19 protein-coding genes and 1 pseudogene are annotated in these 22,988 nt (G+C 71.4%); 13 read left to right on the forward strand and 7 right to left on the reverse strand.

Translation table 11 applies throughout. From position 1 onward, the window contains the following. Nucleotides 1-43 precede the first annotated feature (43 nt). Complete coding sequence (locus ACF1A1_RS32450) at nt 44-1,396, reverse strand: lysine N(6)-hydroxylase/L-ornithine N(5)-oxygenase family protein (protein WP_392004612.1); 1,353 nt, start codon at nt 1,394-1,396, stop codon at nt 44-46. A 263-nt stretch (nt 1,397-1,659) separates the two neighbouring features. Here ACF1A1_RS32450 and ACF1A1_RS32455 point away from each other — a divergent pair, with 263 nt between their 5' ends. From ACF1A1_RS32455 to argB, 3 genes and pseudogenes are all read left to right on the forward strand, one after another. Continuing rightward, the gene (locus tag ACF1A1_RS32455) at nt 1,660-2,607 is read left to right on the forward strand and encodes a methionyl-tRNA formyltransferase (RefSeq protein WP_392004614.1); all 948 of its coding nucleotides are present in this window, start codon (nt 1,660-1,662) and stop codon (nt 2,605-2,607) included. A 361-nt stretch (nt 2,608-2,968) separates the two neighbouring features. Continuing rightward, nucleotides 2,969-3,304, forward strand: a pseudogene (locus ACF1A1_RS32460) (ABC transporter permease); the annotation flags it as partial. Between the two features lie 97 nt (nt 3,305-3,401). Further along, a complete protein-coding gene (gene argB / locus ACF1A1_RS32465; RefSeq protein ID WP_392004616.1) occupies nt 3,402-4,352 on the forward strand; it encodes an acetylglutamate kinase in 951 nt (316 codons plus the stop codon). A 70-nt stretch (nt 4,353-4,422) separates the two neighbouring features. Here argB and ACF1A1_RS32470 read toward each other — a convergent pair whose 3' ends face one another. The 5 genes from ACF1A1_RS32470 to ACF1A1_RS32490 all read right to left on the reverse strand — a co-directional run bounded on the left by ACF1A1_RS32470 (nt 4,423) and on the right by ACF1A1_RS32490 (nt 9,731). After that, complete coding sequence (locus ACF1A1_RS32470; RefSeq protein WP_392004618.1) at nt 4,423-4,947, reverse strand: GNAT family N-acetyltransferase; 525 nt, start codon at nt 4,945-4,947, stop codon at nt 4,423-4,425. A 137-nt stretch (nt 4,948-5,084) separates the two neighbouring features. Then, complete coding sequence (locus ACF1A1_RS32475; RefSeq protein WP_392004620.1) at nt 5,085-6,662, reverse strand: amidohydrolase; 1,578 nt, start codon at nt 6,660-6,662, stop codon at nt 5,085-5,087. Continuing rightward, entirely contained in the window at nt 6,662-7,537 is an 876-nt protein-coding gene (locus ACF1A1_RS32480) for an ABC transporter ATP-binding protein (RefSeq protein WP_392004622.1), read from the reverse strand. Before ACF1A1_RS32480 ends, ACF1A1_RS32475 begins: the two co-directional genes overlap by 1 nt. Before the next feature lie 17 nt (nt 7,538-7,554). Beyond that, the gene (locus ACF1A1_RS32485) at nt 7,555-8,667 is read right to left on the reverse strand and encodes a FecCD family ABC transporter permease (protein ID WP_392004624.1); all 1,113 of its coding nucleotides are present in this window, start codon (nt 8,665-8,667) and stop codon (nt 7,555-7,557) included. After that, nucleotides 8,664-9,731, reverse strand: a complete 1,068-nt coding sequence (locus ACF1A1_RS32490; protein ID WP_392004626.1) for a FecCD family ABC transporter permease — start codon at nt 9,729-9,731, stop codon at nt 8,664-8,666. The genes ACF1A1_RS32485 and ACF1A1_RS32490 overlap by 4 nt, the downstream gene beginning before the upstream one ends. Nucleotides 9,732-9,973: 242 nt before the next feature. Between ACF1A1_RS32490 and ACF1A1_RS32495 the strand changes: the two genes are divergently transcribed. The 7 genes from ACF1A1_RS32495 (at nt 9,974) to ACF1A1_RS32525 (ending at nt 19,282) form a co-directional block, all read left to right on the forward strand. After that, entirely contained in the window at nt 9,974-11,671 is a 1,698-nt protein-coding gene (locus ACF1A1_RS32495; protein ID WP_392004628.1) for an ABC transporter ATP-binding protein, read from the forward strand. A 101-nt stretch (nt 11,672-11,772) separates the two neighbouring features. Then, nucleotides 11,773-13,581 (forward strand): ABC transporter ATP-binding protein, encoded by a 1,809-nt coding sequence (locus ACF1A1_RS32500; protein WP_392004630.1) that lies wholly within the window; start codon nt 11,773-11,775, stop codon nt 13,579-13,581. Nucleotides 13,582-14,094: 513 nt separating this feature from the next. Continuing rightward, nucleotides 14,095-14,856: a DeoR/GlpR family DNA-binding transcription regulator gene (locus ACF1A1_RS32505; RefSeq protein ID WP_392004632.1), complete on the forward strand. Its 762-nt coding sequence runs from the start codon at nt 14,095-14,097 to the stop codon at nt 14,854-14,856. 157 nt (nt 14,857-15,013) lie between these two features. Further along, complete coding sequence (locus ACF1A1_RS32510) at nt 15,014-16,378, forward strand: ABC transporter substrate-binding protein (RefSeq protein ID WP_392004634.1); 1,365 nt, start codon at nt 15,014-15,016, stop codon at nt 16,376-16,378. An 83-nt stretch (nt 16,379-16,461) separates the two neighbouring features. Further along, nucleotides 16,462-17,424 (forward strand): carbohydrate ABC transporter permease, encoded by a 963-nt coding sequence (locus ACF1A1_RS32515; protein WP_392004636.1) that lies wholly within the window; start codon nt 16,462-16,464, stop codon nt 17,422-17,424. Then, nucleotides 17,424-18,296 (forward strand): carbohydrate ABC transporter permease, encoded by an 873-nt coding sequence (locus ACF1A1_RS32520; RefSeq protein WP_392004638.1) that lies wholly within the window; start codon nt 17,424-17,426, stop codon nt 18,294-18,296. Before ACF1A1_RS32515 ends, ACF1A1_RS32520 begins: the two co-directional genes overlap by 1 nt. After that, on the forward strand, nt 18,293-19,282 hold the full coding sequence (locus ACF1A1_RS32525) for a zinc-dependent alcohol dehydrogenase family protein (RefSeq protein ID WP_392004640.1): 990 nt from the start codon (nt 18,293-18,295) through the stop codon (nt 19,280-19,282). Before ACF1A1_RS32520 ends, ACF1A1_RS32525 begins: the two co-directional genes overlap by 4 nt. Before the next feature lie 548 nt (nt 19,283-19,830). Here the strand turns inward: ACF1A1_RS32525 and ACF1A1_RS32530 are convergent. Next, nucleotides 19,831-20,217 (reverse strand): VOC family protein, encoded by a 387-nt coding sequence (locus ACF1A1_RS32530; RefSeq protein ID WP_392004642.1) that lies wholly within the window; start codon nt 20,215-20,217, stop codon nt 19,831-19,833. Nucleotides 20,218-20,405: 188 nt separating this feature from the next. On the opposite strand from ACF1A1_RS32530, the gene ACF1A1_RS32535 reads away from it, so the two are divergent. The 3 genes from ACF1A1_RS32535 to ACF1A1_RS32545 all read left to right on the forward strand — a co-directional run bounded on the left by ACF1A1_RS32535 (nt 20,406) and on the right by ACF1A1_RS32545 (nt 22,984). Beyond that, complete coding sequence (locus ACF1A1_RS32535; protein WP_392004644.1) at nt 20,406-20,882, forward strand: DUF485 domain-containing protein; 477 nt, start codon at nt 20,406-20,408, stop codon at nt 20,880-20,882. Further along, nucleotides 20,879-22,495 (forward strand): cation acetate symporter, encoded by a 1,617-nt coding sequence (locus ACF1A1_RS32540; RefSeq protein WP_392004646.1) that lies wholly within the window; start codon nt 20,879-20,881, stop codon nt 22,493-22,495. Before ACF1A1_RS32535 ends, ACF1A1_RS32540 begins: the two co-directional genes overlap by 4 nt. A 201-nt stretch (nt 22,496-22,696) precedes the next feature. Next, nucleotides 22,697-22,984 carry a putative quinol monooxygenase gene (locus tag ACF1A1_RS32545; RefSeq protein ID WP_392004648.1) on the forward strand — a complete coding sequence of 96 codons (288 nt, stop codon included), beginning with the start codon at nt 22,697-22,699 and terminating at the stop codon, nt 22,982-22,984. The last annotated feature ends 4 nt before the right edge of the window (nt 22,985-22,988 follow it).

The raw sequence follows: 22,988 nt of genomic DNA on the forward strand, positions 1-22,988 counted from the left end.
ACGGGCAGGCACATAGAGGTGTGGGGGGCTGGACCTGTGGGGCCTAGCGGGCGGTCCCGATCCCGTCGGTGACCGATCGCGGCTCGCCGTCGGCGAATGCGAGGCCCCGGTCGAGGATCGACTCCAGGATCTCGCCGACCCTGATCGCGGTGTTGGACAGCAGGGACGACGTGATGCCGTGCGTGTGTTCCGTGCCGCCCTGGAGGTAGATGCCGCAGCGCAGGTCGGGGTCGGTCGTGACGCGGTAGTCGCGCTCGACGCGGACGCGTCCCTCCTCGTCGCGGTGGCAGCGGTCCGCGACCTCTCCGAGGAGGCCGAGGGGGTCGGCGGGGCTGTAGCCGGTGGCGAAGACCACGACATCGGCGTCCAGGAAGTTCTCCTCGCCCGTGACGAGGGACGCGACGGTGGCGCACACCTTGTCCGGTGTCTCCTTGACGCCGGTGAGTCGGGAGACGTTGAGGAAGCGCAGGCGCTCGGTGCCGAGGACCTTCTCCTGGTACATCTGCCGGTAGAGGTCGTCGATCAGGTCGATGTCCACCACGGAGTAGTTGGTGTTGCCGTGGTAGTCCATCAGCCTGCGTTTCACGTTCTCCGGCGCGGTGAAGAACTCGTCGACCGCCGTGGGGTCGAAGATCCGGTTGGCGAAGCTGCTGTCGTCGGCGGGGCTGTAGCCGTACCGGGAGAAGACGGCGCAGATCTCGGCCCGGGGGAAGCGGCGGTGCAGGTAGGCGACGTTCTCGGCGGCGCTCTGCCCGGCGCCCACGACGATGAACCGGGAGGGCGCGGTGCCCTCCAATTCCTCGACTTTGCGCAGGAGTTCGGAGTTGTGCCAGACGCGGTCGGTGCGCTCGACGCCGTCGGGCATGAGGGGCCGCAGACCGGTGCCGATGACGAGGTTGCGGGCGCGGTGGACCACGAGTCCCTCGCCCGAGCGGACCGTCACGTCCAGGTACTCGACGGCTCCGTCGCGGACGACGGGCGTGACGCCGACGACCTCGTGGCCGTAGGAGACCATGTCGTCGACCTTGGCCGCGGCCCACTCGAAGTAGTCGTGGAACTCCACCCGCAGCGGGAAGAGGTTCTTGTGGTTGATGAAGTCGATCAGCCGTCCCTTGCTCTTCAGGTAGCAGAGGAAGCTGAACTCGCTGGCCGGGTTACGAAGCGTCACCAGGTCCTTGAGGAAGGACACTTGCATGGTCGCGTCGTCGATCAGCATGCCGCGGTGCCAGCCGAAGCGCGGCTGCTGCTCGAAGAAGTGAGCGGTGACCGCTTCCTGTCTGCCGACACCTGCGTTGTGCTCGCTGAGCGCGAGCGCCATGGCCACGTTGGACGGCCCGAAGCCGACGCCTATGAGGTCGTGAACCGGTGGTGCGTCGCCGGGAAGAGCCTGTGCCATGTCACTCCCATCGTGCGGGGCGGCTGTCCTGTGGGACAGCCGTCTGTCAAGCATGGGGACGTACGGGAAGTGGGCACACCAAGGGAACAGCTGCCCAAAACTTAGGTAAGGCTAAGCTGATGCTGTGAAACTGTCGATAGGGCAAAACGGACACCCAGGGGGCGCATTAATCTCAACGTGCGCCCCAGTAGGCGCCGTTGCGCACTTAGGTAAGGCTTGCTTTACTGTCGCCGACCAGTCTCCCTGCCCCGAGGAGGAACCCCATGCGGGTCGTCATGTTCGGCTATCAGACCTGGGGGCACCGCACCCTCCAAGCCCTCCTGGACTCCGAACACGACGTGGTGCTGGTCGTGACGCACCCCAAGAGCGAGCACGCCTACGAGAAGATCTGGAGCGACTCGGTCGCCGACCTCGCCGAGGAGCACGGCGTGCCCGTGCTGATCCGCAACCGCCCTGACGACGAGGAGCTGTTCGAGCGGCTGAAGGAGGCCGACCCGGACATCATCGTGGCCAACAACTGGCGGACGTGGATCCCTCCGCGCATCTTCGATCTCCCGCGCCACGGCACGCTGAACGTGCACGACTCGCTGCTGCCGAAGTACGCCGGCTTCTCCCCGCTGATCTGGGCCCTGATCAACGGCGAGCCCGAAGTGGGCGTCACCGCGCACATGATGAACGACGAGCTCGACGCCGGCGACATCGTGCGCCAGGAGGCCGTGGCGGTCGGACCCACCGACACCGCCACCGACCTGTTCCACAAGACCGTCGACCTCATCGCCCCGGTCACCATCGGCGCGCTCGACCTCATCGCCTCCGGCCGCACCGACTTCACCCGGCAGGACCGGACCCGGGCGAGCTTCTTCCACAAGCGGTCCATCGAGGACAGCCGCATCGACTGGAGCTGGCCGGCGGAGGACCTGGAGCGCCTCATCCGCGCCCAGTCCGAGCCGTACCCCAGCGCCTTCACCTTCCACAGGGGGGCGCGGCTGGAGATCCTCTCCGCGTTCGTGTCCCAGGGCCGCTACGGCGGTACGCCCGGCCGCATCTTCTACCGGGAGGGCGACGGGGTGGTCATCGTCGCCGGAGCCGACGCCCGCACGGGCCGCAACCACGGCCTGGCCATCACACGCGTACGGACCGACGACGGCCGGGAGCTGCCCGCGACCGAGTACTTCACCTCCATGGGCGGCTATCTGACCAACCGCCCCTGACACGCCGGTCCCACCGCGGTCCCGAGGGCCGGCCGGCACCGCCGTCGTGCGGGCCTTCCCGTCTCCGCGCGACGGCGGTGCTCCGTCGACGCTCCGCCCCGGACCCCGGACGCGCCGTACGGGGCGCCGAGGAGTGTGCGGGCCCGCTCGGTGTCGCTGATGTTTTTCCACCTCACGGTCGCCCACTCCGACCGCGTACCGCCGTGCGGCACCGGAGCGTCGGGCACCGCGAGGCGGCGCCGCCCCTGGCGGGTCGGTCCCGGTACGGTCCCGGGGCCGACCCGGCAGCGCCGTCGTGCGGATCTCCCGGGACCGCACGACGACGATCGTCCTCGACGCGCGCCACCGCCGTCGACTGCGCACCGTCCCCGCGACCCGAATCGCCCCGTCTCCCGCCGCCCAGCGGCACGGCGAGGTCGAGGCCGGTCCGGCACCCGGCCTCCTCGAACGCGACGCCCGCCTCGAAGTCGCCCGCGGCGCCGCGTCCGACGCCCTGCTGCCCGCCCTCGACCAGCCCCGCACCGTCGGTCCGGTCACGCTGCCGGGCGCCTTCGTCGGCATGCTCCTGGCCGGCGCCTCCCGGTACTCGCCGGCGCCGTCCAGGTCTTCGTCCTCATCGCGCCTGGCCGTGGCGACCCTGTCCGTGGCCCTGACCGTCGAACTCGTCGTCCGCCACAGGCTCCACCGCCAGGAGACGCGGGAGCGCGGGCCCGTTCCGCCTCGGCCGCTGCCTTGGCCGAGAAATCCCTGTGACCCGCAGTCCCCACAGCATGCCTCCAAGGAGGAAAACGTTCATGGGTTCGCCGACTGTCGACGCCTCTCCCCTGCCGGACCGCTCTCCCCTTCCCCCGCCGACCGACGCGGTCGCGGAGCCGTCCGTCGAGGACCCGCACCGACCGGAAGACCTCCGGGGCAGCACGGTCGTCGTGAAGTACGGCGGCAACGCCATGGTGGACAGCGGCCTCCAGCAGGCCTTCGCCCAGGACGTCGTGGAACTGTGGCACGCGGGCCTGCGCCCGGTCGTCGTGCACGGCGGCGGGCCGCAGATCAGCGCGATGCTCGACCGCCTCGGCCTCGAGTCCCGGTTCGAGGCGGGGCTGCGGGTGACCACGCCGGAGACCATGGAGGTGGTGCGCATGGTACTGACCGGCCGGGTGCAGCGGGAACTGGTCGGCCGCATCAACGCCCATGGGCCGTACGCCCTCGGCATGACGGGCGAGGACGCGCACACCATGACCGCCGTACGGCGGTCGGCCTGGGTGGACGGCCGCCCGGTGGACATCGGTCTCGTCGGCGACATCGTCGACGTGAACCCGGACGCGGTCCGTCTGCTCCTGCGGCAGGGGCACATCCCCGTCGTCTCCCCCGTGGCGCGCGGTGAGGACGGGGAGGTCTACAACGTCAACGCCGATCTGGCGGCGTCGGCGCTGGCCGTGGCCCTCGACGCCGCGCGGCTGGTGGTGCTCACCGACGTCGCGGGACTGTACGCCGACTGGCCGCACAGCACCCGGGTCATCGAGCGACTGACGGCCGCCGAACTCGACGCGCTCCTGCCACACCTGACGAGCGGGATGCTGCCGAAGATGGAGGGGTGCCTGCGAGCCGTGCGGGGCGGCATACGCAAGGCGCACGTACTCGACGGCCGGGTCCCGCACGCGCTGCTGCGGGGTGTCCTCGGCGGGAACGCCCCCGGCACCACGGTGGTCCCGGACGACGGCCCGGACGACGGGAAAGGCGTCGCGTGACGGCCGGCGGCGCGTCGGCCGCGGGCTGTGCACCCCTGCCGGCGCCGGCACCGGTCCGGCGGCCGAGCGGTTACGGAACCCGGGCGAGGATGCGGGCGTCGCGCCGCGGGTCGAGGGACTCCACCCAGAGGGGAGGCGCCAGGGCCGTGCTCGCGGGTGCGAACCCGTGCCGGAGGAAGAGACCGCCCCCGCCGGTCGTCGCCGTGAACAGCGCCACCAGCGACTCGTTGCGGGCGTGCGCCAGGACGGCCTGGAGGAGCCGGGACCCCGCTCCGCGCCCCTGCCGGTGCGAGGAGACACAGAAGTTGTACACGACCCCTGCCGGTCCTCGACCGTCCTCCGCGGCGGCGGGGTGGACGCGCAGGCCCACACATCCCTCGAGGGACCCGTCGGTGCCCTCCAGGACGAGGAAGTCCGAGGCGTGGGCGGCGTAGAGGGAGACGGGCCGCTCGCGCAACGCCCCGGAACCCACGAACGGCCTGGAGAGGTCGGCGAGTCGAGCGGCGTCCTCTCGGCGCGCCGGACGCAGGGACGCAGTCACCGTGGGGATCACGCGCGTCAACGGCGGGGCGGCACGCGGTGGGTCCTTGATCAAGGCGTTCCTTCCTCGGTTCCCGCTGACGCGGAGGGCGGCTCGTCGCCGTGTCACCCCAGCGGAGCCCGAGAATAAGGTTAGCCTTACCTAAACGGTAGATCCAGTACGGGAGTTGCGGACGGCGTCCGTCCTCCCCCTCACGCCGCTCGCTTCCCGGTCTCCCGGCCGTCGACGTACGTCGCCACCACCTCGATGTCGCCGATGCGCGAGGCGTCCACGTGCCGTGGGTCGTCGCCGAGCACGACCAGATCGGCCCGCTTGCCCGGGGTGAGGCTGCCCCGGCTGTCCTCCCAGTGGCAGGCGAAGGCGCCGGCGACGGTGTAGGCGTGCAGGGCCTCGTCGACGGTGATGGCCTCGTCGGGGCCGATCACCTGGCCGGACCCGGAAGCGCGCTCGACCATGAACTGGATGGCCCGCAGCGGGGATCCCTCCGTGACGGGGCGGTCCGAGCTGCCGACGAGCGGGATGCCGTGGTCCAGGAACGCCCTGCCCCGGTACAGCCACGGGGCCCGCTCCTCGCCCATGACGGCCGCGTAGTCGTCGCCGAAGTAGCGCAGGAAGCTGGGCTGGACGACCGCGCTCACACCGAGCCGCGCGAACCGCGGCAACTGGTCGGGGCGGATCAGGCCCGCGTGTTCGACACGGTGCCGGGCCGCGGGGCGCGGCCGGAGGTCCTGCGCCCGCTCCAGGGCGTCCAGGGCGACGTCGGCCGCGCGGTCCCCGATGGCGTGGACCGCGAGCTGCCATCCGGCGAGGTGGCCGTCCACGATCGTGTCGGCGAGTGCCTCCGGGTCCTCCTGCAACTGGCCGGCGTGGTCCAGCCCTTCGTACGGACTGCTCAGGGCCGCGGTACGGGCCATCATGCCGCCGTCGGTGTAGATCTTCAGCGCGCCCACGGAGAGCCAGTCGTCACCGAACCCGGTACGCAGACCGAGGTCGAGGGCCCGGGGGATGCCGTCGGCCTCGTGCGCGCCGACCGGACGGAGCCGGTCCGCCGACACCATGAGCTGCACGTGCAGCGGCAACAGGCCCTTCTCGCGGGCGAGTTGATAGGCGCCCAGCTCGACCGGGGTGTGACCGAAGAGGGTGCCGCCGATGCCCGCCTCGGCGCAGGCGGTGACACCTTCGGCCAGACAGGTCCGGGCGGCGCGCCCGATTGCCTCCGCCAACTCCTCCTGGGAGTACGGCAGGCGCAGCGCGCGGGCGGCGCCCATGGCTCCCTCCGCGAGGAAGCCGTTCTCGTGCGGGATGTCGGAGGGGAGCAGGTCGAGCACGGCACTGTTGACGACGCAGCCGTGCCCGGAGTCGTGCAGGATGAACACCTTGCGCCCGTGGCTGACCTTGTCCAGCTCGGCCGCGGTCAGATGGCGGCCGAGGGCCCGCTGGTCGTATCCGGCGATGCTCACCCAGGCCCCCTGCGAGCCCTGCCGGCTGACGGCCTCCTCCACGACCGCCAGCACGTCGTCGATCCGGGTACGGCCCGCGATGCTCGGTGTGTTCTGTTTGAACCCGGTCCAGGCCAGGTGCACGTGGGCGTCGATGAACCCGGGCAGCACGGTGGCGCCCTGGAGGTCGATCACCTCGCGTGCGGGCAGGGAGGTCACGGCCTCGTCCAGGCCCACGATCCGGCCCTCCCAGATGCCGAGGTCGTGGGCGACCGGGTGCTCCGGATCCATGGTGAGGAAGCGTGCGTTGGTCAGCCTGGCGCTCAGCATCAGTGGTGTCCCCCTCGGGTGTCGGCCAGCACGGCGGCGGGCGGCTCGGCCGCGTCCTCGGGAGCGGGCCGCCTGGGAGCGGCGGGCACCATCAACGGCGTACCGGTCTCCGGGTCGTCGATGATCCGGCAGGAGAGTCCGAAGACCTCCTCGACCAGGTCGGCGGTCATGACGGCCGCCGGGTCCCCCTCGGCCGCGATCTCGCCGCCCGGCCGCATCACGATCAGGTGAGTGGCGTACCGGCAGGCCTGGTTCAGGTCGTGCAGCACCGCGACGACGGTGTGTCCCCTGCGGGCGTGCAGGGCGGCACACAGGTCCAGCACCTCGACCTGGTGCGCGATGTCGAGGTAGGTGGTGGGTTCGTCGAGGAGCAGGATGGGGGTCTGCTGCGCGAGCACCATGGCGAGCCAGACGCGCTGGCGCTGGCCGCCGGAGAGGTCGTCGACGGGCCGGTCGGCGAGTTCCAGCACGCCGGTCTGCCGCATCGCCTCGGCCACGGCGGCCTCGTCCTCGGCGGACCACTGCTTCAGCAGTCGCTGGTGCGGGTAGCGGCCGCGGGCCACCAGGTCGCCCACCGTGATTCCGCCCGGCGCGGTCGACGACTGCGGCAGCAGCCCGAGCCGGCGCGCGACCTCGCGGGAGCGGTACGAGGCGATCGCGGCGCCGTCGAGGTAGACCTGTCCCGTCCGGGGTTTGAGCATCCGCGCCAACGCCTTGAGCAGGGTCGACTTGCCGCAGGCGTTCGGTCCGACGATCACCGTGAAGGAGCGGTCGGGGATGTCGACGTCGAGGCCGGTGGCCACCGTCCGCTGGTCGTACGTCAGCGTGAGGTCCTCGGCCCGCAGCCGGGGTGCCGGGGTGTTCGTCCCTGTCATACGGGGCTCTTTCCTGCTCATGCGCGGCTCTTTCGGGACTCGGTGACCAGCAGCCAGATCAGGTACAGCCCGCCGATGGTGCCGGTGGCCGTGCCCACCGGCAGGAGGGTGGGAGCGAACAGGCGTTGTACGGCGAGATCGCTCGCGGTCAGCAGGACGGCACCCATGAGTGCGGTGGGCAGCAGGCCCGGACCGGACGCGCCGGTCAGTCTTCGGGCGACCTGGGGAGCGGCCAGGGCGATGAACCAGATGGGGCCCGTCACCGCCGTGGCGAACGCGGCGAGGGCCACGCTGATGACGAGCAGGGCGGTACGGGTGCGCGCCACCTCGACGCCGAGCGCGGTGGCCGTGACGTCGCCCATCTCCACCATGGACAGACGGCGGGACAGGACGAGGGCGAGCGGGAGAAGCACGGCGACGGCGAGACCGATGGCGTTGGCCTGGGTCCAACCGCGGTTGTTCAGGCTGCCGATGAGCCACGCCTGGGCCTCGATCGCCTCCTGGAAGGTGGCCCGGGTGATCAGGTACGAGTTGACGGCGAGCAGCATCGCGCTGACACCGATGCCGATGACGACGAGCCGGAACCCCTGCAACCCGCGCCCGATCATGAGCAGGGACACCGCGGCGGCGGTGGCGAGGCCGCCGATCAGGGCGCCCAGCGCGATCTGGATCATGCTGCCGTGCATCACGATGATGACCACCAGCGCCCCGACGGCCGACCCGTTGGTGAACCCGATCACGTCGGGACTGCCGAGGGAGTTGCCGGTCAGGCTCTGCAGGATTCCGCCGCTGACCGCGAGGGCCGCACCGACGCACACCGCGGTGACCAGGCGTGGCATGCGCAGGGTGTTGACGATGAAGTCCGCGCCGGGCGACCCGTTGCCGGTGAGCGCTCGCAGGACCTCTCCGACGGAGAGCGCGAAGTCACCGGTCGTCAGGCTGATCCCCATGACGACGACGAGCACGGCGAGCAGCACGGCCGTCACGGCCACGGTCCGCCCCTGGATCCGCAGGGAGAGACCGCCGCGCCCGGTACGGACGACGAACCCGCTGACGACCCGCGGGGGCGCGGCGCCCTTGGCGCCCGGGACCTCGGCGGAGGAGGGCCCCGCCTCCCTCACGTCACTCACAGCATGACCAGCTTTCGACGGCGGCACAGCGCGATGAACAGGGGCGCACCGAGAAACGCGGTGACGATCCCGACCTGGACCTCGCCCGGGGCTCCGATCACCCGGCCCAGGACGTCCGCGCCGATCAGCAGCACGGGCGCGAGCAGCATGGAGTACGCCATCACCCACCGCTGGTCGGGGCCGACGACGAATCTGGCGACGTGCGGTACGGCGAGCCCCACGAAGCTGATCGGGCCGACGGCGGCTGTCGCGGCGCCGCACAGCAGCATCACCGCGACGGCGCCCAGCACCCGGGTCCGGCCGACGTTCACGCCCAGGGCGCGCCCCACCTGGTCGCCCAGGGCCAGGGCGTTGAGCGAGGGGGCGAGCGCCAGGGCGACGAGCAGGCCCACGGCGACGAAGGGCAGGACGACGTACACGACGTCGAGGTAGCGGCCGGTGAGGGCGCCCACCGTCCAGAAGCGGAACTGGTCGAAGGCGCGCGGCTTCATCAGCAGGACCGCCGAGCAGAAGGCGTAGAGGACGGCCGTCACGGCCGCTCCGGCGACGACCAGCCGGTCGGGCGTGGCCAGCTTGCGGCCGGAGGAACCCAGTAGGTACACCGCGACCGATGTGACGGCCGCCCCGGCGAGCGCGAACCACACCTGGCTCACGACCGTTCCCACCCCGAGGTAGGCGATGGCCACGACGACGCCGGTGGCGGCGCCCTGGCTCACGCCGAGCAGACCGGGGTCGGCGAGCGGGTTGCGGGTCAGTGCCTGCATCAGCGCGCCGGACAGTCCGAGGGCCACACCGATGAGGAGTCCGAGGAGGGTGCGGGGGATGCGGTAGTCGTGGATGATGACCGACGCTTCCGAACCGTCAGGGTGCCACAGCAGGCTCCAGGTCGAGCTGAACGGGATCCCTCTGGTGCCCACCCACACACTGACCAGACCGACCAGGACCAGGGCACCGAGGGCGAGCAACAGGCCCGCTCCCCGCAACGCGGCCACGGTCCGCCGGGTTCCGGGTACGACCGGAGCGGCGGTCTGATCTTCCGTCACCGCCTGGGTTTCGACCGACAACGACAACTCCCCCTGGCGGCGGCTCGCGAAGCTCGCACGGGCCGCGGAACAGCGCGACGCGCGAACAACAGAGTGTTACTTAGGCGAGCCTAACCGTGCACCGGGCGGAGGGTCAACGAACCGATCCGCAAACCCCGTTGAGTTGTGGGTAGGACCTGGAAGCCGGCGCGCGGACATCGGCGGTGGATCAACATATTTAGAGTAGCCTTACCTAACCATCCGGCCATCTGCGGAGGCACCGTATGCCAGTTGGAGGACCGACCGGGGGCCACGTCCTCCGCGGAGCGATCGGAGACCAGCGGCGGCGCCTCGCCGCGGCGTCCCTGCTGGGTATGACCCATCAGGCGTGCGAGGCCATGGTGCCCGTGGTCGTCGGCGTGATCATCGACCAGGCGGTGGCGACCGGCTCGACCGGCACCCTGTGGCGCTGGCTGCTCCTCCTCGCCGCCCTCTTCCTGGTCCTGTCCACCTGCTACCGGACCGGAGCCCGGATCACGGAGGGCGCGGGCGAGAAGGCCGCGCACCGGCTCCGGCTCGAACTCGGCACCAGGGTGCTCGACCCACGCGGCGGCGCGGACGCCGACCGGCTCCCCGGCGCGCTGACCAGCATCGCCACCAACGACGCCAAGCGCGTGGGCTCGGCGGTGACCGTGCTGCCGTACGGCGCCGCCGCCCTCGCCGCGTTGGCGGTCAGCGCGGTGGCGCTGCTGCGCATCTCCGTCCCGCTCGGCCTGCTCGTCCTGCTCGGCATCCCGCCCCTGCTCTGGCTGGGCCACCGCATCAGCCGCCCGCTGGAACAGCGCAGCGAGACCGAACAGGAGCGCGCCGCCCACGCCTCCGGCGTCGCCGCCGACCTCGTCGCCGGACTGCGCGTGCTCAAGGGCATGGGCGCCGAGTCGGCCGCCGTGTCGCGGTACCGGCACACCAGCCAGGACTCGCTGGCCGCCGCGCTGCGGTCCGCCCGGAGCCGGGCCGGCCACGAAGGTGCCGTCCTCGCCCTGACCGGCCTGTTCATCGCGGCCATCGGCCTGGCCGGTGCCTATCTGGCGATGCGCGGCACCATCAGCGTCGGCGACCTGGTGGCGGCGGTGGGACTCGCCCAGTTCCTCCTCGGCCCCTTCCAGCTCCTCACCTACGTCAACGCCGAGTTCGCCCAGGGCCGCGCCTCGGCCCGTCGCATCGCCGAGGTGCTGGCGGCACCCGCCGCGGTGGAGCCGGGCGGCGCGACACCCACCGACCCGGTCGCCGGGGCGCTCCGGCTGCGCGGTGTCGCCCTCGGCGCGCTGCGCGGAATCGACCTCGACATCGCCGCCGGGAGCCTCACCGGCGTCGTCGCCAGGGACCCCGCGGCAGCCAACGACCTGCTGCGCTGCCTGGCCAGGGAGACCGACCCGGCCGAGGGAGCGATCGAACTCGACGGCGTTCCCCTGACCGCCCTGGACCCCGACGACCTGCGCCGGGTCGTCCTGGTCGCCCCGCACGACGCGAACCTGTTCGAGGCCAGCCTCCTGGACAACGTGCGCGCCGCGGCCGACACGGCGTCCGCCGGCATCGAACCGGCCCTCACGGCGTCGGCGGCCGACGACGTGGCCCGGCTGCTGCCCGACGGTGTGGACACCGTGCTCGCCGAACGCGGCCGGTCCCTGTCCGGCGGCCAGCGCCAACGCGTCGCCCTCGCCCGGGCCCTGGCCGCCGACCGTCCCGTCCTGGTCCTGCACGACCCGACCACCGCCGTGGACACGGTGACCGAGTCCCGGATCGCCGCCCGGCTGCGGGAGGCCCGACGCGGCCGCACCACGGTCCTGGTCACCACCAGCCCCGCGCTGCTCGCGGTGACCGACCGGGTCGTGGTGCTCGACGAGGGCACGGTCACGGCCGACGGCAGCCACGCCGAACTCGTCACCGCCGACGCGGCCTACCGGGCCGCGGTCCTGGCATGACGTCGGCGCACGGCATCGACGTGGGCTCCACGGACGCCGCAGAGGCCACAGACGCCACAGACGCCACAGAACGGACCGACGAAGGACGGACCCAGACCACGATGAGCGAAGCCACCCCTGTGGACCGCACCCTCCTGCCGACCGCCACCGGCGCCGAGACCCTGGCCGCACTCCGCGCCCTGCTGCGCGGACACCGTGTCCTGGCGGTGACGGCCATGAGCGTGCTGGTCGCCGGCACCGGCATCGGGCTGCTGACCGCTCCCCTGCTCGGGCACGTCGTCGACCTGGTGGTGGAGCGGGAGGGCACGCATGCCCTGCTGCTCCCCACGGTCCTGCTGACCGGGGTCGCGCTGGGCCGCGGTGCCGCCACCGCGGTCGGCAGCGCGCTGGTGGCCCGGCTCGGCGAAACCGTGCTCGCGTCCCTGCGCGAGCGGTTCGTCGAGCGGGCCCTCGGGCTGCCGCTGGAACGTGTCGAGGAAGCCGGATCCGGCGACCTCGTCTCCCGCGTCACCGGCGACGTCTCCGTGATCACGAAGTCGGTGCGCCAGGCACTGCCGGAGTTCGCCCGCTCCGCGCTCACGATCGTCCTGACCTTCGTCGGACTCGCCGTGCTGGACTGGCGGTTCCTGCTCGCCGCCCTGCTGGCCATGCCCATCCAGGTCCTCGCCGTGCGCTGGTACCTGCGCCGGGCCGCTCCCGTCTACGCGGAGCACCGGGTGGCCTCCGGCGCCCTCCAGCACCAGCTCCTCGACAGCGTCGGCGGCGTCCGCACCGTACGCGCCTTCCGGCTGAACCGCGTCCACGCGGACCTCCTGGAGCAGCGGTCGCGGTCGGCCGTCGACCTCGCCCTGCGCGGCATCCACGTGGTGACCGGGTTCTTCTCACGGCTCAACCTCGCCGAGTTCATCGGGCTGTCCGCGGTGCTGGTCACCGGTTTCCTGCTGGTGGACAACGGGTCGGTGAGCATCGGCACGGCGACCGCGGCGGCACTGTACTTCCACAGCCTCTTCAACCCGGTCAACGCCGCGCTCTTCCTCCTCGACGACGTGCAGTCCGCAGGTGCCAGCCTCGCCCGCCTGGTCGGCGTGTCGAACCTCGCCGGCGAGCCCGAGTCGGACGGCCGGGCCGTACCGGTGGACGGCTCGGTCAAGGTCTCCTCGCTGGGCTACGCCTATGTGTCCGGCCACCCGGTGCTGTGCGACGTCGACCTGGAGGTGGGCAGCGGGGAACGGGTGGCCCTGGTGGGCGCGAGCGGCGCGGGCAAGACCACGCTGGCCAAGCTGATCGCCGGTGTTCACCAGCCGTCCGGCGGCACGATCACGCTGGGCGGAGTCGACGCCGGGGAGTTGGGCCCGGCGGGGATCCGCCGTGCGGTGACCCTCATCAGCCAGGAGGTGCACGTCTTCGCCGGCCCGCTGGCCGAGGACCTGCGGCTGGCCCGCCCGGGCGCCACCGACGAGGAGCTGCGGGCGGCCCTGGCGAAGGTGGGCGCCCTGGAGTGGGCGGAGGCGCTGCCCGAGGGGCTGGCCACGGTCGTCGGCGAGGGCGGACACCGGCTGACGGTGACCCAGGCGCAGCATCTGGCGCTGGCCCGGCTGGTCCTGGCCGACCCTCCGATCGCGATCCTGGACGAGGCCACCGCCGACGCGGGCAGCGCCGGAGCGCGGGTCCTGGAGACCGCCGCTCTCCGGGCGCTGGAGGGCCGAACGGGCCTGATGGTGGCCCACCGCCTGCCGCAGGCCGCGACCGCCGACCGGATCGTCGTACTCGACGACGGCCGGGTCGTGGAGACCGGCACCCACGAGGAACTGGTGGCGGCGGGCGGCCGCTACGCCGCGTTGTGGGCCGCCTGGTCGGACAGCAGGCAGGGTGCGGAGGCCGGAGCGGAGCAGGCGGCCGTGGACTCGTGAGGCACGCCAGGTGCCGCAGCGCGTCGCGAGCCGCCCCACCCGTGCCACCGCATCGGACTCCGCGCCGGTGCCCGGCCGGGCGGGGGCCGGGCCTGCGCGGGTGGGAGCCGTGTGCGCGGGGACGGGACCGGACCCCGCCGAGCCGGCGAGGGGGGCGGGAACGGCCCGGCAGCCGTGCCACCCCCTCTCGCGGGAGACCTCGTGCCGCGGACCGATCGGACATGCCGCGTCGCGCCGCCCCGGTCGTGCCGGCCGGTGGCGGGGCGGTGATGAGGTGGGTCACAGTTCACCGTCCGCCCGAACCGGGCACGGGAGGCGGTCCGCACGGGCATCGATAAAGGGAACAGATTACCCAGCGGGGCCGTGACCTGGGGTTTCGTGTAATCCCTTCGGGCATCACCGGGCAGTTTCAAGCCCATTGTGGGCCGGTTTGCGCCAAAAGCTGATTGGTATAAATGTGCGGCAAGACCGGGCACGCCGTGTCCGGACCGGTACGCAAGCGAGGTGAGTGCGATGAACGCCGAAGAGCGTCAGAGCCGGATTCTCGCGCTCGCTCGTCACCACGGACGGATCGAGGTCACCACCACGGCCGTCGACCTGGCGGTCGCGCCGGAGACCATCCGCCGCGATCTCGGCGTGCTGGAACGCAGGGGCCTGCTCCGCCGCACGTACGGCGGCGCCTATCCCGTCGAGGGCGCGGGCTTCGAAACGGGCCTCGCCCAACGGGAGACCCTGCACGTCAAGGACAAGCGCCGGATCGCCGCGGAGGCGGTCAAACTCCTCGGCGAGGCGGAGACCGTGTTCGTGGACGAGGGCTACACCCCGCAACTCCTCGCCGCACTCCTCCCGGGCGACCAGCCCCTGACCGTGATCACCGCGTCGCTGTCCACCGCGGCCGCGATCGTGGACTCTCCGCAGGTCACCGTATTGCTCCTCGGAGGCCGCGTCCGGGCCCGGACCCTGGCCACGGTGGGCTCATGGGCCTGCGCCATGCTCGAGGGATTCGTGATCGACCTGGCTTTCCTCGGGTCGAACGGCATCTCCCGGGAGCTCGGCCTGACCACCCCCGATCCGGTGGTGGCCGACGTCAAGGCCAAGGCACTGGCCGTGTCGCGTCGACGTGTGTTCCTCGGGCACCACAGCAAGTTCGGCGCGAGCAGCTTCTGCCGCTTCGCCGGGGTGGGCGACTTCGAGGCGATCGTCACCGACACCGGACTGTCCAGCGCCGAGGCGCACCGCTACTCACTGATGGGACCCCGCGTCCACCGGGTCTGACCCGCACAGACCGCCCCCTGCCGCAAGGGACGGCTCCGCCGGAGCCGCGCCGACGGCACCCCCTGCCCGCACAGCCGAACCCCACCGTCTGCCCGATCCCCCATTCCCTTCCCCCCGTCACTGCCCCGCACCCGACATTTCACGAAAAGGGACGATCATGACTTCAAGACCGACTGTTCTGCGGCGCGCGGTGCCGCTGGGCGCGCTGGCCGTGTGCGGCGCACTGCTCACGGCGTGTGCGGGCGCCGGCGGCTCGGGGGGCGGCTCCGGCTCGCACTCCATCAACGTGCTCATGGTGAACAACCCGCAGATGGCGGACCTGCAGAAGCTCACGGCGGCGCACTTCACCAAGGAGACCGGCATCAAGGTCAACTTCACGGTGCTGCCCGAGAACGACGTCCGCGACAAGATCACCCAGGACTTCTCCAGCCAGGCCGGCCAGTACGACGTGGCGACGATCAGCAACTACGAGACGCCGATCTACGCCAAGAACGGCTGGCTCGCCCCGCTGACGTCGTACGCCGAGAAGGACGCCGCCTTCGACCAGGGCGACATCCTGCCCGCCATGCGGGAGTCCCTGACGGCGTCCGGCGAGATCTACGCCGAGCCGTTCTACGGCGAGTCGTCCTTCCTGATGTACCGCAAGGACGTCTTCCGGGAGAAGGGGCTGACCATGCCGGCCAGCCCCACCTGGCAGCAGGTGGCCGACCTGGCGGCCAAGGCCGACGGCGCCGAGCCCGGGATGAAGGGCATCTGCCTGCGCGGCCTGCCCGGATGGGGCGAGGTGATGGCCCCGCTGACCACGGTGGTCAACACCATGGGCGGCACCTGGTTCGACAAGGACTGGAAGGCCCAGGTCGACAGCCCCGAGTTCACCAAGGCGACCAAGTTCTACGTCGACCTCGTGCGCGCCCACGGTGAGGCGGGCGCCCCGCAGTCCGGGTTCGCCGAGTGCCTCAACAACATGGAGCAGGGCAAGGTCGCCATGTGGTACGACGCCACCTCCGCGGCCGGATCGCTCGAATCCGACGAGTCGCCGGTGGCCGGAAAGATCGGCTACGCACCCGCACCGGTCGAGAAGACCAAGAGCTCCGGCTGGCTCTACACCTGGGCCTGGGGCCTGCAGAAGGCGAGCAGGAACCAGGACGACGCCTGGAAGTTCATCTCCTGGGCCTCCAGCAAGCAGTACGAGGAACTGGTGGGAGAGAAGCTCGGCTGGTCCCGGGTCCCGGCGGGCAAGCGGACCTCCACCTACGACAATCCCAAGTACGTCGCCGCCGCCTCGGCCTTCGCCGACGCCACCGCGAACGCGCTGAAGGCCGCCGACCCCGAGAACCCGGGCGTGCAGCCCCGGCCCGCGCCCGGCATCCAGTTCGTCGGCATCCCCGAGTTCACCGACCTGGGCACACAGGTCTCCCAGCAGATCAGCTCCGCCATCGCCGGCAAGACCAGCGTCGAGCAGGCGCTGAAGGCCGGCCAGGCGCTCGCCGAGAAGGTCGCCGCCAAGTACGCGGACAAGTGATCCCTCCCCGATCCACTCGACGCTCCCGGTGTCCCGGTCCCCCACCCGTGGGACCGGGGGACGGGAGCACAGCGGAGACACCGATGACCACCACTCACTCGCTCACCCGGCCTGGCCGGGCGCCGCGGACAGCGGAACAGGCGACACCCCCACGGCGCTCTCGCGGGGCATGGGCCCGGCGGGCCCCGCTGCTCCCCGCCCTGATCTTCATGATCGTGGTCACCCAGCTGCCGTTCGTCGGCACCCTGGTGCTCTCGTTCATGCGCTGGAACGCCCTCGACCCGGACCACCGGACCTTCGCGGGCCTGCAGAACTACCAGGACGCGGTCACCGACCCGCAGTTGCGCTCCTCCCTGCTGACGACCGTCACCCTGACCGTCACCGTGGTGCTGGTCAGCCTGCTGCTCGGCCTGGGGCTGGCCCTGCTCCTCGACCGCCAATTCCGAGGCCGCGGCATCGTCCGCACGATGCTGATCACACCGTTCCTCGTCGTGCCCGTCGCCTCCGCCCTGCTGTGGAAGCACGCCCTGTACAACGCCACCTACGGGCTGATCAACGGCACGCTGACCTGGCTGTGGAGCCTGTTCGGCAGCGACAACCCACCGCAGCCCGACTGGCTGTCGTCGCTGCCGCTGATGTCCGTGGAGGCGTCGCTGATCTGGCAGTGGACGCCGTTCATGATGCTGATCCTGCTGGCCGGCCTGCAGAGCCGCCCCATGGACGTCGTCGAGGCGGCCCGCGTGGACGGCGCGACCACCTGGCAGGTCTTCCGCTACCTCACCTTCCCGCACCTGCGCCGCTATCTGGAGCTGGCCGCGCTGCTCGGCAGCATCTACGTGGTGCAGAACTTCGACGCCGTCTTCACCCTCACCGCCGGCGGTCTGGGCACCGCCAACCTGCCCTACACGGTCTACGAGACCTTCTACCAGGCGCACGACTACGGGCAGGCCTCCGCGGAGGGCGTCATCGTCGTCCTGTGCTCCCTCCTCGTGGCCACCTTCGCGCTCAGGGCCGTCTCGTCCCTGCTTCGAGAGGAGACCCGCTGATGGCCGCGACCGCCGACATCCCCCAGCGTGCCGCGGGCGGGGGTCTTTCCACCCGGCGCAAGCGCGGCGCACTCGGCCTGCTGGCCTGGCTCTGCGGAGTCGTGTTCTTCCTTCCGGTGGCCTGGATGGTGCTCACCTCGCTGCACGGCGAATCGGACGCCGCCACCAACCCACCGAGCCTGGGAGCCCCGCTGACCTTCCAGGGCTACCGGGAGTTCTTCGGCGCGAGTACCGGGGTCTCCCCCTGGCCGCCGCTGATCAACTCCTTGTCCGCGAGCGTCCTTTCGACGCTGCTGGTGCTGGTGCTGGCCATCCCGGCCGCCTACGCGCTGTCCATCAGGCCGGTGCGCAAGTGGACCGACGTGATGTTCTTCTTCCTGTCCACCAAGATGCTGCCCGCGGTGGCCGGACTGCTGCCGATCTACCTGATCGCGAAGAACAGCGGCCTGCTCGACAACATCGGACTGCTGGTCATCCTCTACACCTCGATGAACCTGCCGATCGCGGTGTGGATGATGCGTTCCTTCCTCGCCGAGGTCCCCGTCGAGATCCTCGAGGCGGCCTCCATCGACGGCGCCGGGCTGCCCACCATCCTCACCCGGATCGTCGCGCCGGTCGTCGCCCCCGGCATCGCCGCCACCGCGCTGATCTGCTTCATCTTCAGCTGGAACGAACTGCTTTTCGCCCGCGTGCTCACCGGCGTCGTCGCCGGCACCGCACCCGTGTTCCTCACCGGCTTCGTCACCAGCCAGGGCCTGTTCCTGGCCAAGGTGTGCGCCGCCGCCGTCTGCATCTCCCTGCCGGTCCTCATCGCCGGATTCGCCGCCCAGGACAAGCTGGTCCAGGGCCTGTCCCTTGGAGCAGTCAAGTGAAAGCCGCCGTCATCAGCTCGCCCGGCCAGGTCGGCGTCGAGACCGTCGACGACCCCACACCGGGCCCCGGACAGGTGGTGATCGAGGTCTCGGCCTGCGGCCTGTGCGGCACCGATCTGCACATCCTCCAGGGCGAGTTCGCGCCCACCCTGCCGATCGTGCCGGGGCACGAGTTCGCCGGCGAGGTCGTCGCCCTGGGCTCCGGGGTACGCGACCTGGCCGTCGGAGACCGGGTCGCCGTCGACCCCTCTCTGCACTGCCACGAGTGCCACTACTGCCGGATCGGACGCGGCAACCTGTGCGAGCGCTGGAACGCCATCGGTGTCACCGTCCCCGGCGGCGCCGCCGAGTACACGGCCGCTCCCGCCGCCAACTGCGTCAAACTCCCCGAGCACGTCCGCACCGAGGACGCCGCCCTCATCGAACCGCTGTCCTGCGCGGTACGCGGCTACGACATCCTGCGCAGCTCGCTCGCCACCCATGTGCTGATCTACGGCTCGGGCACCATGGGCCTGATGATGATGGAACTCGCCAAGCGCACCGGCGCGGCCACGGTCGACATGGTGGACATCAACGAGGACCGGCTGACCACCGCCCGCACGCTCGGCTGCAGCAACGCGGTGACCACCGCCGACGCGCTCGACCGCCCGCGCGGCTGGGACGTGGTCATCGACGCCACGGGCAACGCCCACGCGATCCAGGACGCACTGGGCCGGGTCGGCAAGGGGGGTACGTACCTCCAGTTCGGCGTCGCCGACTACGCGGCCCGGGCCACGATCGACCCGTACCGGATCTACAACGAGGAGATCACCATCACCGGTTCGATGGCGGTCCTGCACAGCTACGAGCGCGCCGCCGAGCTGTTCGCCGGTGGAGTGCTCGACCCGGAGGTCTTCATCAGCGACCGGCTGCCGCTGGCGGACTACGCCGAGGCGCTGCGACAGTTCCAGGCCGGCAAGGGCCGGAAGATCCAGGTCCTGCCGTGACCAGGGGCTCCGTGCCCGGTCACCACCGGGCCGGAACCGCGTCGGCACCCATGGCCCGGTTCGGCGGCGGAGACACAGCAATCCCCCCGGGCCCCCGGCGCTCGTCGTCGGAGAGCCTGACCGCCCCGCGGACCTCGGCCACCGTCTCCCACGGCCCCCGCGCCTGCGGCGAGGCGACCCGAGATGCTCCGGTCCGCGGAGCGGAAGCGGGAACGGGCGGAACAACTCGCCGTCGTCAGTGACGTGGTGAAGACCGGCGACGAGACCTGGCCCGGCTCCACCCGGGCGAGGCCCCGACAGGACGGCGGCCCGCTGGGCACGACACGGCCCGGCGCTGGTCGTCGTCGCCCCGGGAGCGAAGGGCGCCCGGGCCCGGTGGCGGCGCTGCTGCCAGGGTGTCGCGCCGGTGCCCGTCCGGGTGGTGGTGAGGTGAGACGAGGTGAGCTGACGGACCGTCCGACCCGCTCCGACGTTGTCGGGCGGCTCACCTCCCCCACCGGCCGTGCGCCTCGGCGATGAGCAGCTCGCGGCCGACGCCGACCGGCTCCTTACCCGCTGTGCACGATCTGGATCAGGTTGCCGCAGGTGTCGTCGAAGACCGCAGTGGTGACCGGGCCCATCTCCAGCGGCTCCTGGGTGAAGTGCACGCCGAGTGCACGCAGCCGGTCGAACTCCGCCCGTACGTCGTCCACGGCGAAAGAGGTGGCCGGGATGCCGTCCTCGACCAGCGCCGCCTTGTACGGCCGCACCGCGGGATGGCCGGAGGGCTCGAGGAGCAGTTCCGTCCCGTCGGGGTCCTCCGGCGAGACGACGGTCAGCCACCGGTCGGTACCCATCGGGACGTCGTGCTTCTTCACGAAGCCCAGGACGTCGGTGTAGAAGCGCAGGGCTTTGTCCTGGTCGTCGACGAAGACGCTGGTGATGTGGATCTTCACGGGGTGCTCTCCGATGCGTCGGGCCCGAGCCATCGGGACCAATCCGTGGCGAGGGGCGGCGTCCGTATCGACCCCGAAACGTGACCCACAGCGGACTTACAGTCATTCCAACCAGTCGGTATGGTGCGCCGCTGAACCGATCTCCCCGTTCACCTCCGCGGATCCGAGCCGTAGTGGAAGGCCAGGCGATGACATACCCCGACGAGAACCGGTATCCGCCGGCAGCGCCACCGGGATGGCCCCCACCGCCCCCCGACCCCCAGCCGTACGGGTACGACGCCCCTCGGTACGACGCCACTCGGTACTACTCGTACGGCCAAGCCCCTTGGGACGAGCCGTACGCCCCCCACGCGACTCGTCGGCACGGCGACGACCTCGCCGCCCTCCGCTCGGCCTACCGCCTGCTCCGCCGGACCTCCACGCTCACCGCGCTCGGCTCCTTCGTGGTGTATGTCGTGCTGTCCTGCTCCGCGCCGGGCCTGATGGGATCCCGGATCGCCGGAGAGCTGAGCCTGGGCATGGCCCTGGGGATCCTCCAACTCGTCGTCACCTTCGCCGCGGTGTTCTGGTACGGACGCAGCGCACAACGCTCGGTGGATCCGCTGGCCCGCGCCGTCAGGGAGCGCGCGGCCGGCGCCGGCGGAAACGCCGGGGTGGCGAGATGACCGACTTCGACTCCGGGACGCAGGCCACCGTCCTCCTCATGTTCACCGTCCTGGTCACCCTCACGCTGCTCATGTGCGTGATGGCGGGACCGGACCGCGACGACCTGACGAACTTCTACACCGGTTACCTCTCGCTCACCCCGTTCAAGAACGGCCTGGCCATCGCGGGCGACTACATCTCCGCGGCCACGGTGCTGAGCACCACCGGCATCATCGCGCTCACCGGATACGACGGCTATGTCCTCGCGGTCAGCACCGCCTTGTCCCTGGTGCTGCTGATGTTCCTGCTGGCCGAACCCCTGCGCAACGCCGGCAGTTTCACCATGGGCGACGTCCTGGCGCGCAACATGCCCGGACGGGCCGTGCGTGTCGCCGCCTGTGTGGTGACGCTCTCGGCGACCCTGCCCTTCCTGATCGTCCAGCTCTCCGGGGCCGGGTCGCTGCTCACCTTCATCCTGGACCTCCCGCACGTGGCGGGGGCCAGGACGGCGTGCGTCATCATCGTCGGCAGCCTGATGATCATTTACGCGGCGCTCGGCGGTATGAGAGGCACCGCCCTCGTGCAGATGATCAAGATCATCATCTTGCTCGCCACCAGCTCCGTCGTCGCCGCCCTGGTACTGAACCGCTTCGACTGGAGCCCCGGCAACCTGCTCAGGGCCGCCCAGCACGGCAGCGGCGCGGGCCCCGCCTTCCTCCAGCAGGGCCTTCAGCTGGGCACCTCGGCCGCTGAGCGGCTGGACTTCATCGGGTTCCAGATCACCGTGGTCCTCGGCGTGGCCTGCCTGCCCCACATCACGATGCGTCTGTACTCCGCGAAGGACGCGCCGGCCGTGCGTCGCTCCATGTCGTGGGCGGTCGGCACGGTCACCACGTTCTGCCTGCTCGTGATCATCATGGGTACGGGCGCGGCGGCCCTGGTGGGATCGCGGTACATCACCGCGGCCGACCCGCACGGCAGGACGTCGGTGCTCATGCTGTCGCAGGTGCTCGGCGGGGCGCCCGGCTCCGCGGGCACGACGCTTCTCTACTCGGCGGTGGCGGGCATGGTGTTCATCACCCTGTTGTCGTCGGTCGCGGGAATGACCCTGGCCGCGGCCTCGTCGCTCGCCCATGACCTGTTCGCCCACGCGGCGCGGCGGGGCCGGGCGGAGCCGCGTACGGAGATGACGGTGGCGATGTGGACGAGCGTGGCCGTGGGCACCCTCGCCATCGGGCTCGCCACCCTGGTCCAGGGCTGGAACGTCGGTGTGCTGACCACATTGGCCCTCTGCATCGGGGCATCGGCGGTGGCACCCGCGCTCACCTACTCCCTGTTCTGGCGAGGATTCACGCGCACCGGCCTGCTCGCCACCCTCTACGGCGGCACGGCCTGCGCGCTGGTGGTGATGGTCTTCTCCCAGGCCGTTTCGGGCACGCCGTCCGCCGTCTTCCCGGACGCCGACTTCGACCTGTTCCCGATGCAGTCCACCGGACTGGTCTCCGTCCCGTTCGGCTACCTGGCGGGCTGGCTGGGCAGCCGTCTGGACCACCGGCGCCGCGCCGCCGAGAGCCTCGAGAACCGGCGGCTGTACGAGGAGAGCGAGGCACGGCTGCTCGCCGCAGCCGAATGAGCACGGCCGCACGGGCGGGCTGCGCGAGGGGCCTCGGTCCGCCGCAGTCCGCGTCGGGTCAGGCTCGACGGGACGCTGCCGTACGGCGCAGACGGCGGTACGTCGTGGCGCGGGAGACACCGAGGTCCTGCGCGGTGTGCCGGACGTTGGAACTGGGGTCCATCGGCCGCCGCGGGATGGCGTCGCGTTCGAGCAACCTCGATGGGCGTCGGGACGTGGTGGGAGGGCACCCGGCATTGCGGCGGGAGGTCCTCCCCACGCGGCGCGCCTGCGTGGCCCGGCCGCAAAGCGGGGAAAACGGAGTACGTCCTGGTCGAGGCCTTCCGCGACGACGAGGCCGGGGCCGCGCATGTGCAGTCCGCGCACTTCAAGGCCGCGCAGCAGACGCTGCCGCCCCATCTGGTCGAGACGCCGCGCGTCGTCAACATGAGCGTGCCGCAGCAGGACTGGTCGCTGCTGGGAGAGATGGCGGTCCCCGGCACGGCCTGAGAGG

Origin of the sequence: Streptomyces sp. NPDC014995 (assembly GCF_043080745.1) — a bacterium.
In the GTDB taxonomy this organism is placed as follows: Bacteria; Actinomycetota; Actinomycetes; order Streptomycetales; family Streptomycetaceae; genus Streptomyces.

Bases quoted from the DNA above. Each gene is read 5' to 3' on its own strand.
- ACF1A1_RS32455 (WP_392004614.1), top strand. From the start codon at position 1,660: ATGCGGGTCGTCATGTTCGGCTATCAGACCTGGGGGCACCGCACCCTC.
- ACF1A1_RS32515 (WP_392004636.1), top strand. From the start codon at position 16,462: ATGACCACCACTCACTCGCTCACCCGGCCTGGCCGGGCGCCGCGGACA.
- ACF1A1_RS32510 (WP_392004634.1), top strand. From the start codon at position 15,014: ATGACTTCAAGACCGACTGTTCTGCGGCGCGCGGTGCCGCTGGGCGCG.
- ACF1A1_RS32450 (WP_392004612.1), bottom strand. From the start codon at position 1,396: ATGGCACAGGCTCTTCCCGGCGACGCACCACCGGTTCACGACCTCATA.
- ACF1A1_RS32505 (WP_392004632.1), top strand. From the start codon at position 14,095: ATGAACGCCGAAGAGCGTCAGAGCCGGATTCTCGCGCTCGCTCGTCAC.
- ACF1A1_RS32480 (WP_392004622.1), bottom strand. From the start codon at position 7,537: ATGACAGGGACGAACACCCCGGCACCCCGGCTGCGGGCCGAGGACCTC.
- argB (WP_392004616.1), top strand. From the start codon at position 3,402: ATGGGTTCGCCGACTGTCGACGCCTCTCCCCTGCCGGACCGCTCTCCC.
- ACF1A1_RS32545 (WP_392004648.1), top strand. From the start codon at position 22,697: ATGGGCGTCGGGACGTGGTGGGAGGGCACCCGGCATTGCGGCGGGAGG.
- ACF1A1_RS32500 (WP_392004630.1), top strand. From the start codon at position 11,773: ATGAGCGAAGCCACCCCTGTGGACCGCACCCTCCTGCCGACCGCCACC.
- ACF1A1_RS32475 (WP_392004620.1), bottom strand. From the start codon at position 6,662: ATGCTGAGCGCCAGGCTGACCAACGCACGCTTCCTCACCATGGATCCG.
- ACF1A1_RS32540 (WP_392004646.1), top strand. From the start codon at position 20,879: ATGACCGACTTCGACTCCGGGACGCAGGCCACCGTCCTCCTCATGTTC.
- ACF1A1_RS32520 (WP_392004638.1), top strand. From the start codon at position 17,424: ATGGCCGCGACCGCCGACATCCCCCAGCGTGCCGCGGGCGGGGGTCTT.
- ACF1A1_RS32495 (WP_392004628.1), top strand. From the start codon at position 9,974: ATGCCAGTTGGAGGACCGACCGGGGGCCACGTCCTCCGCGGAGCGATC.
- ACF1A1_RS32535 (WP_392004644.1), top strand. From the start codon at position 20,406: ATGACATACCCCGACGAGAACCGGTATCCGCCGGCAGCGCCACCGGGA.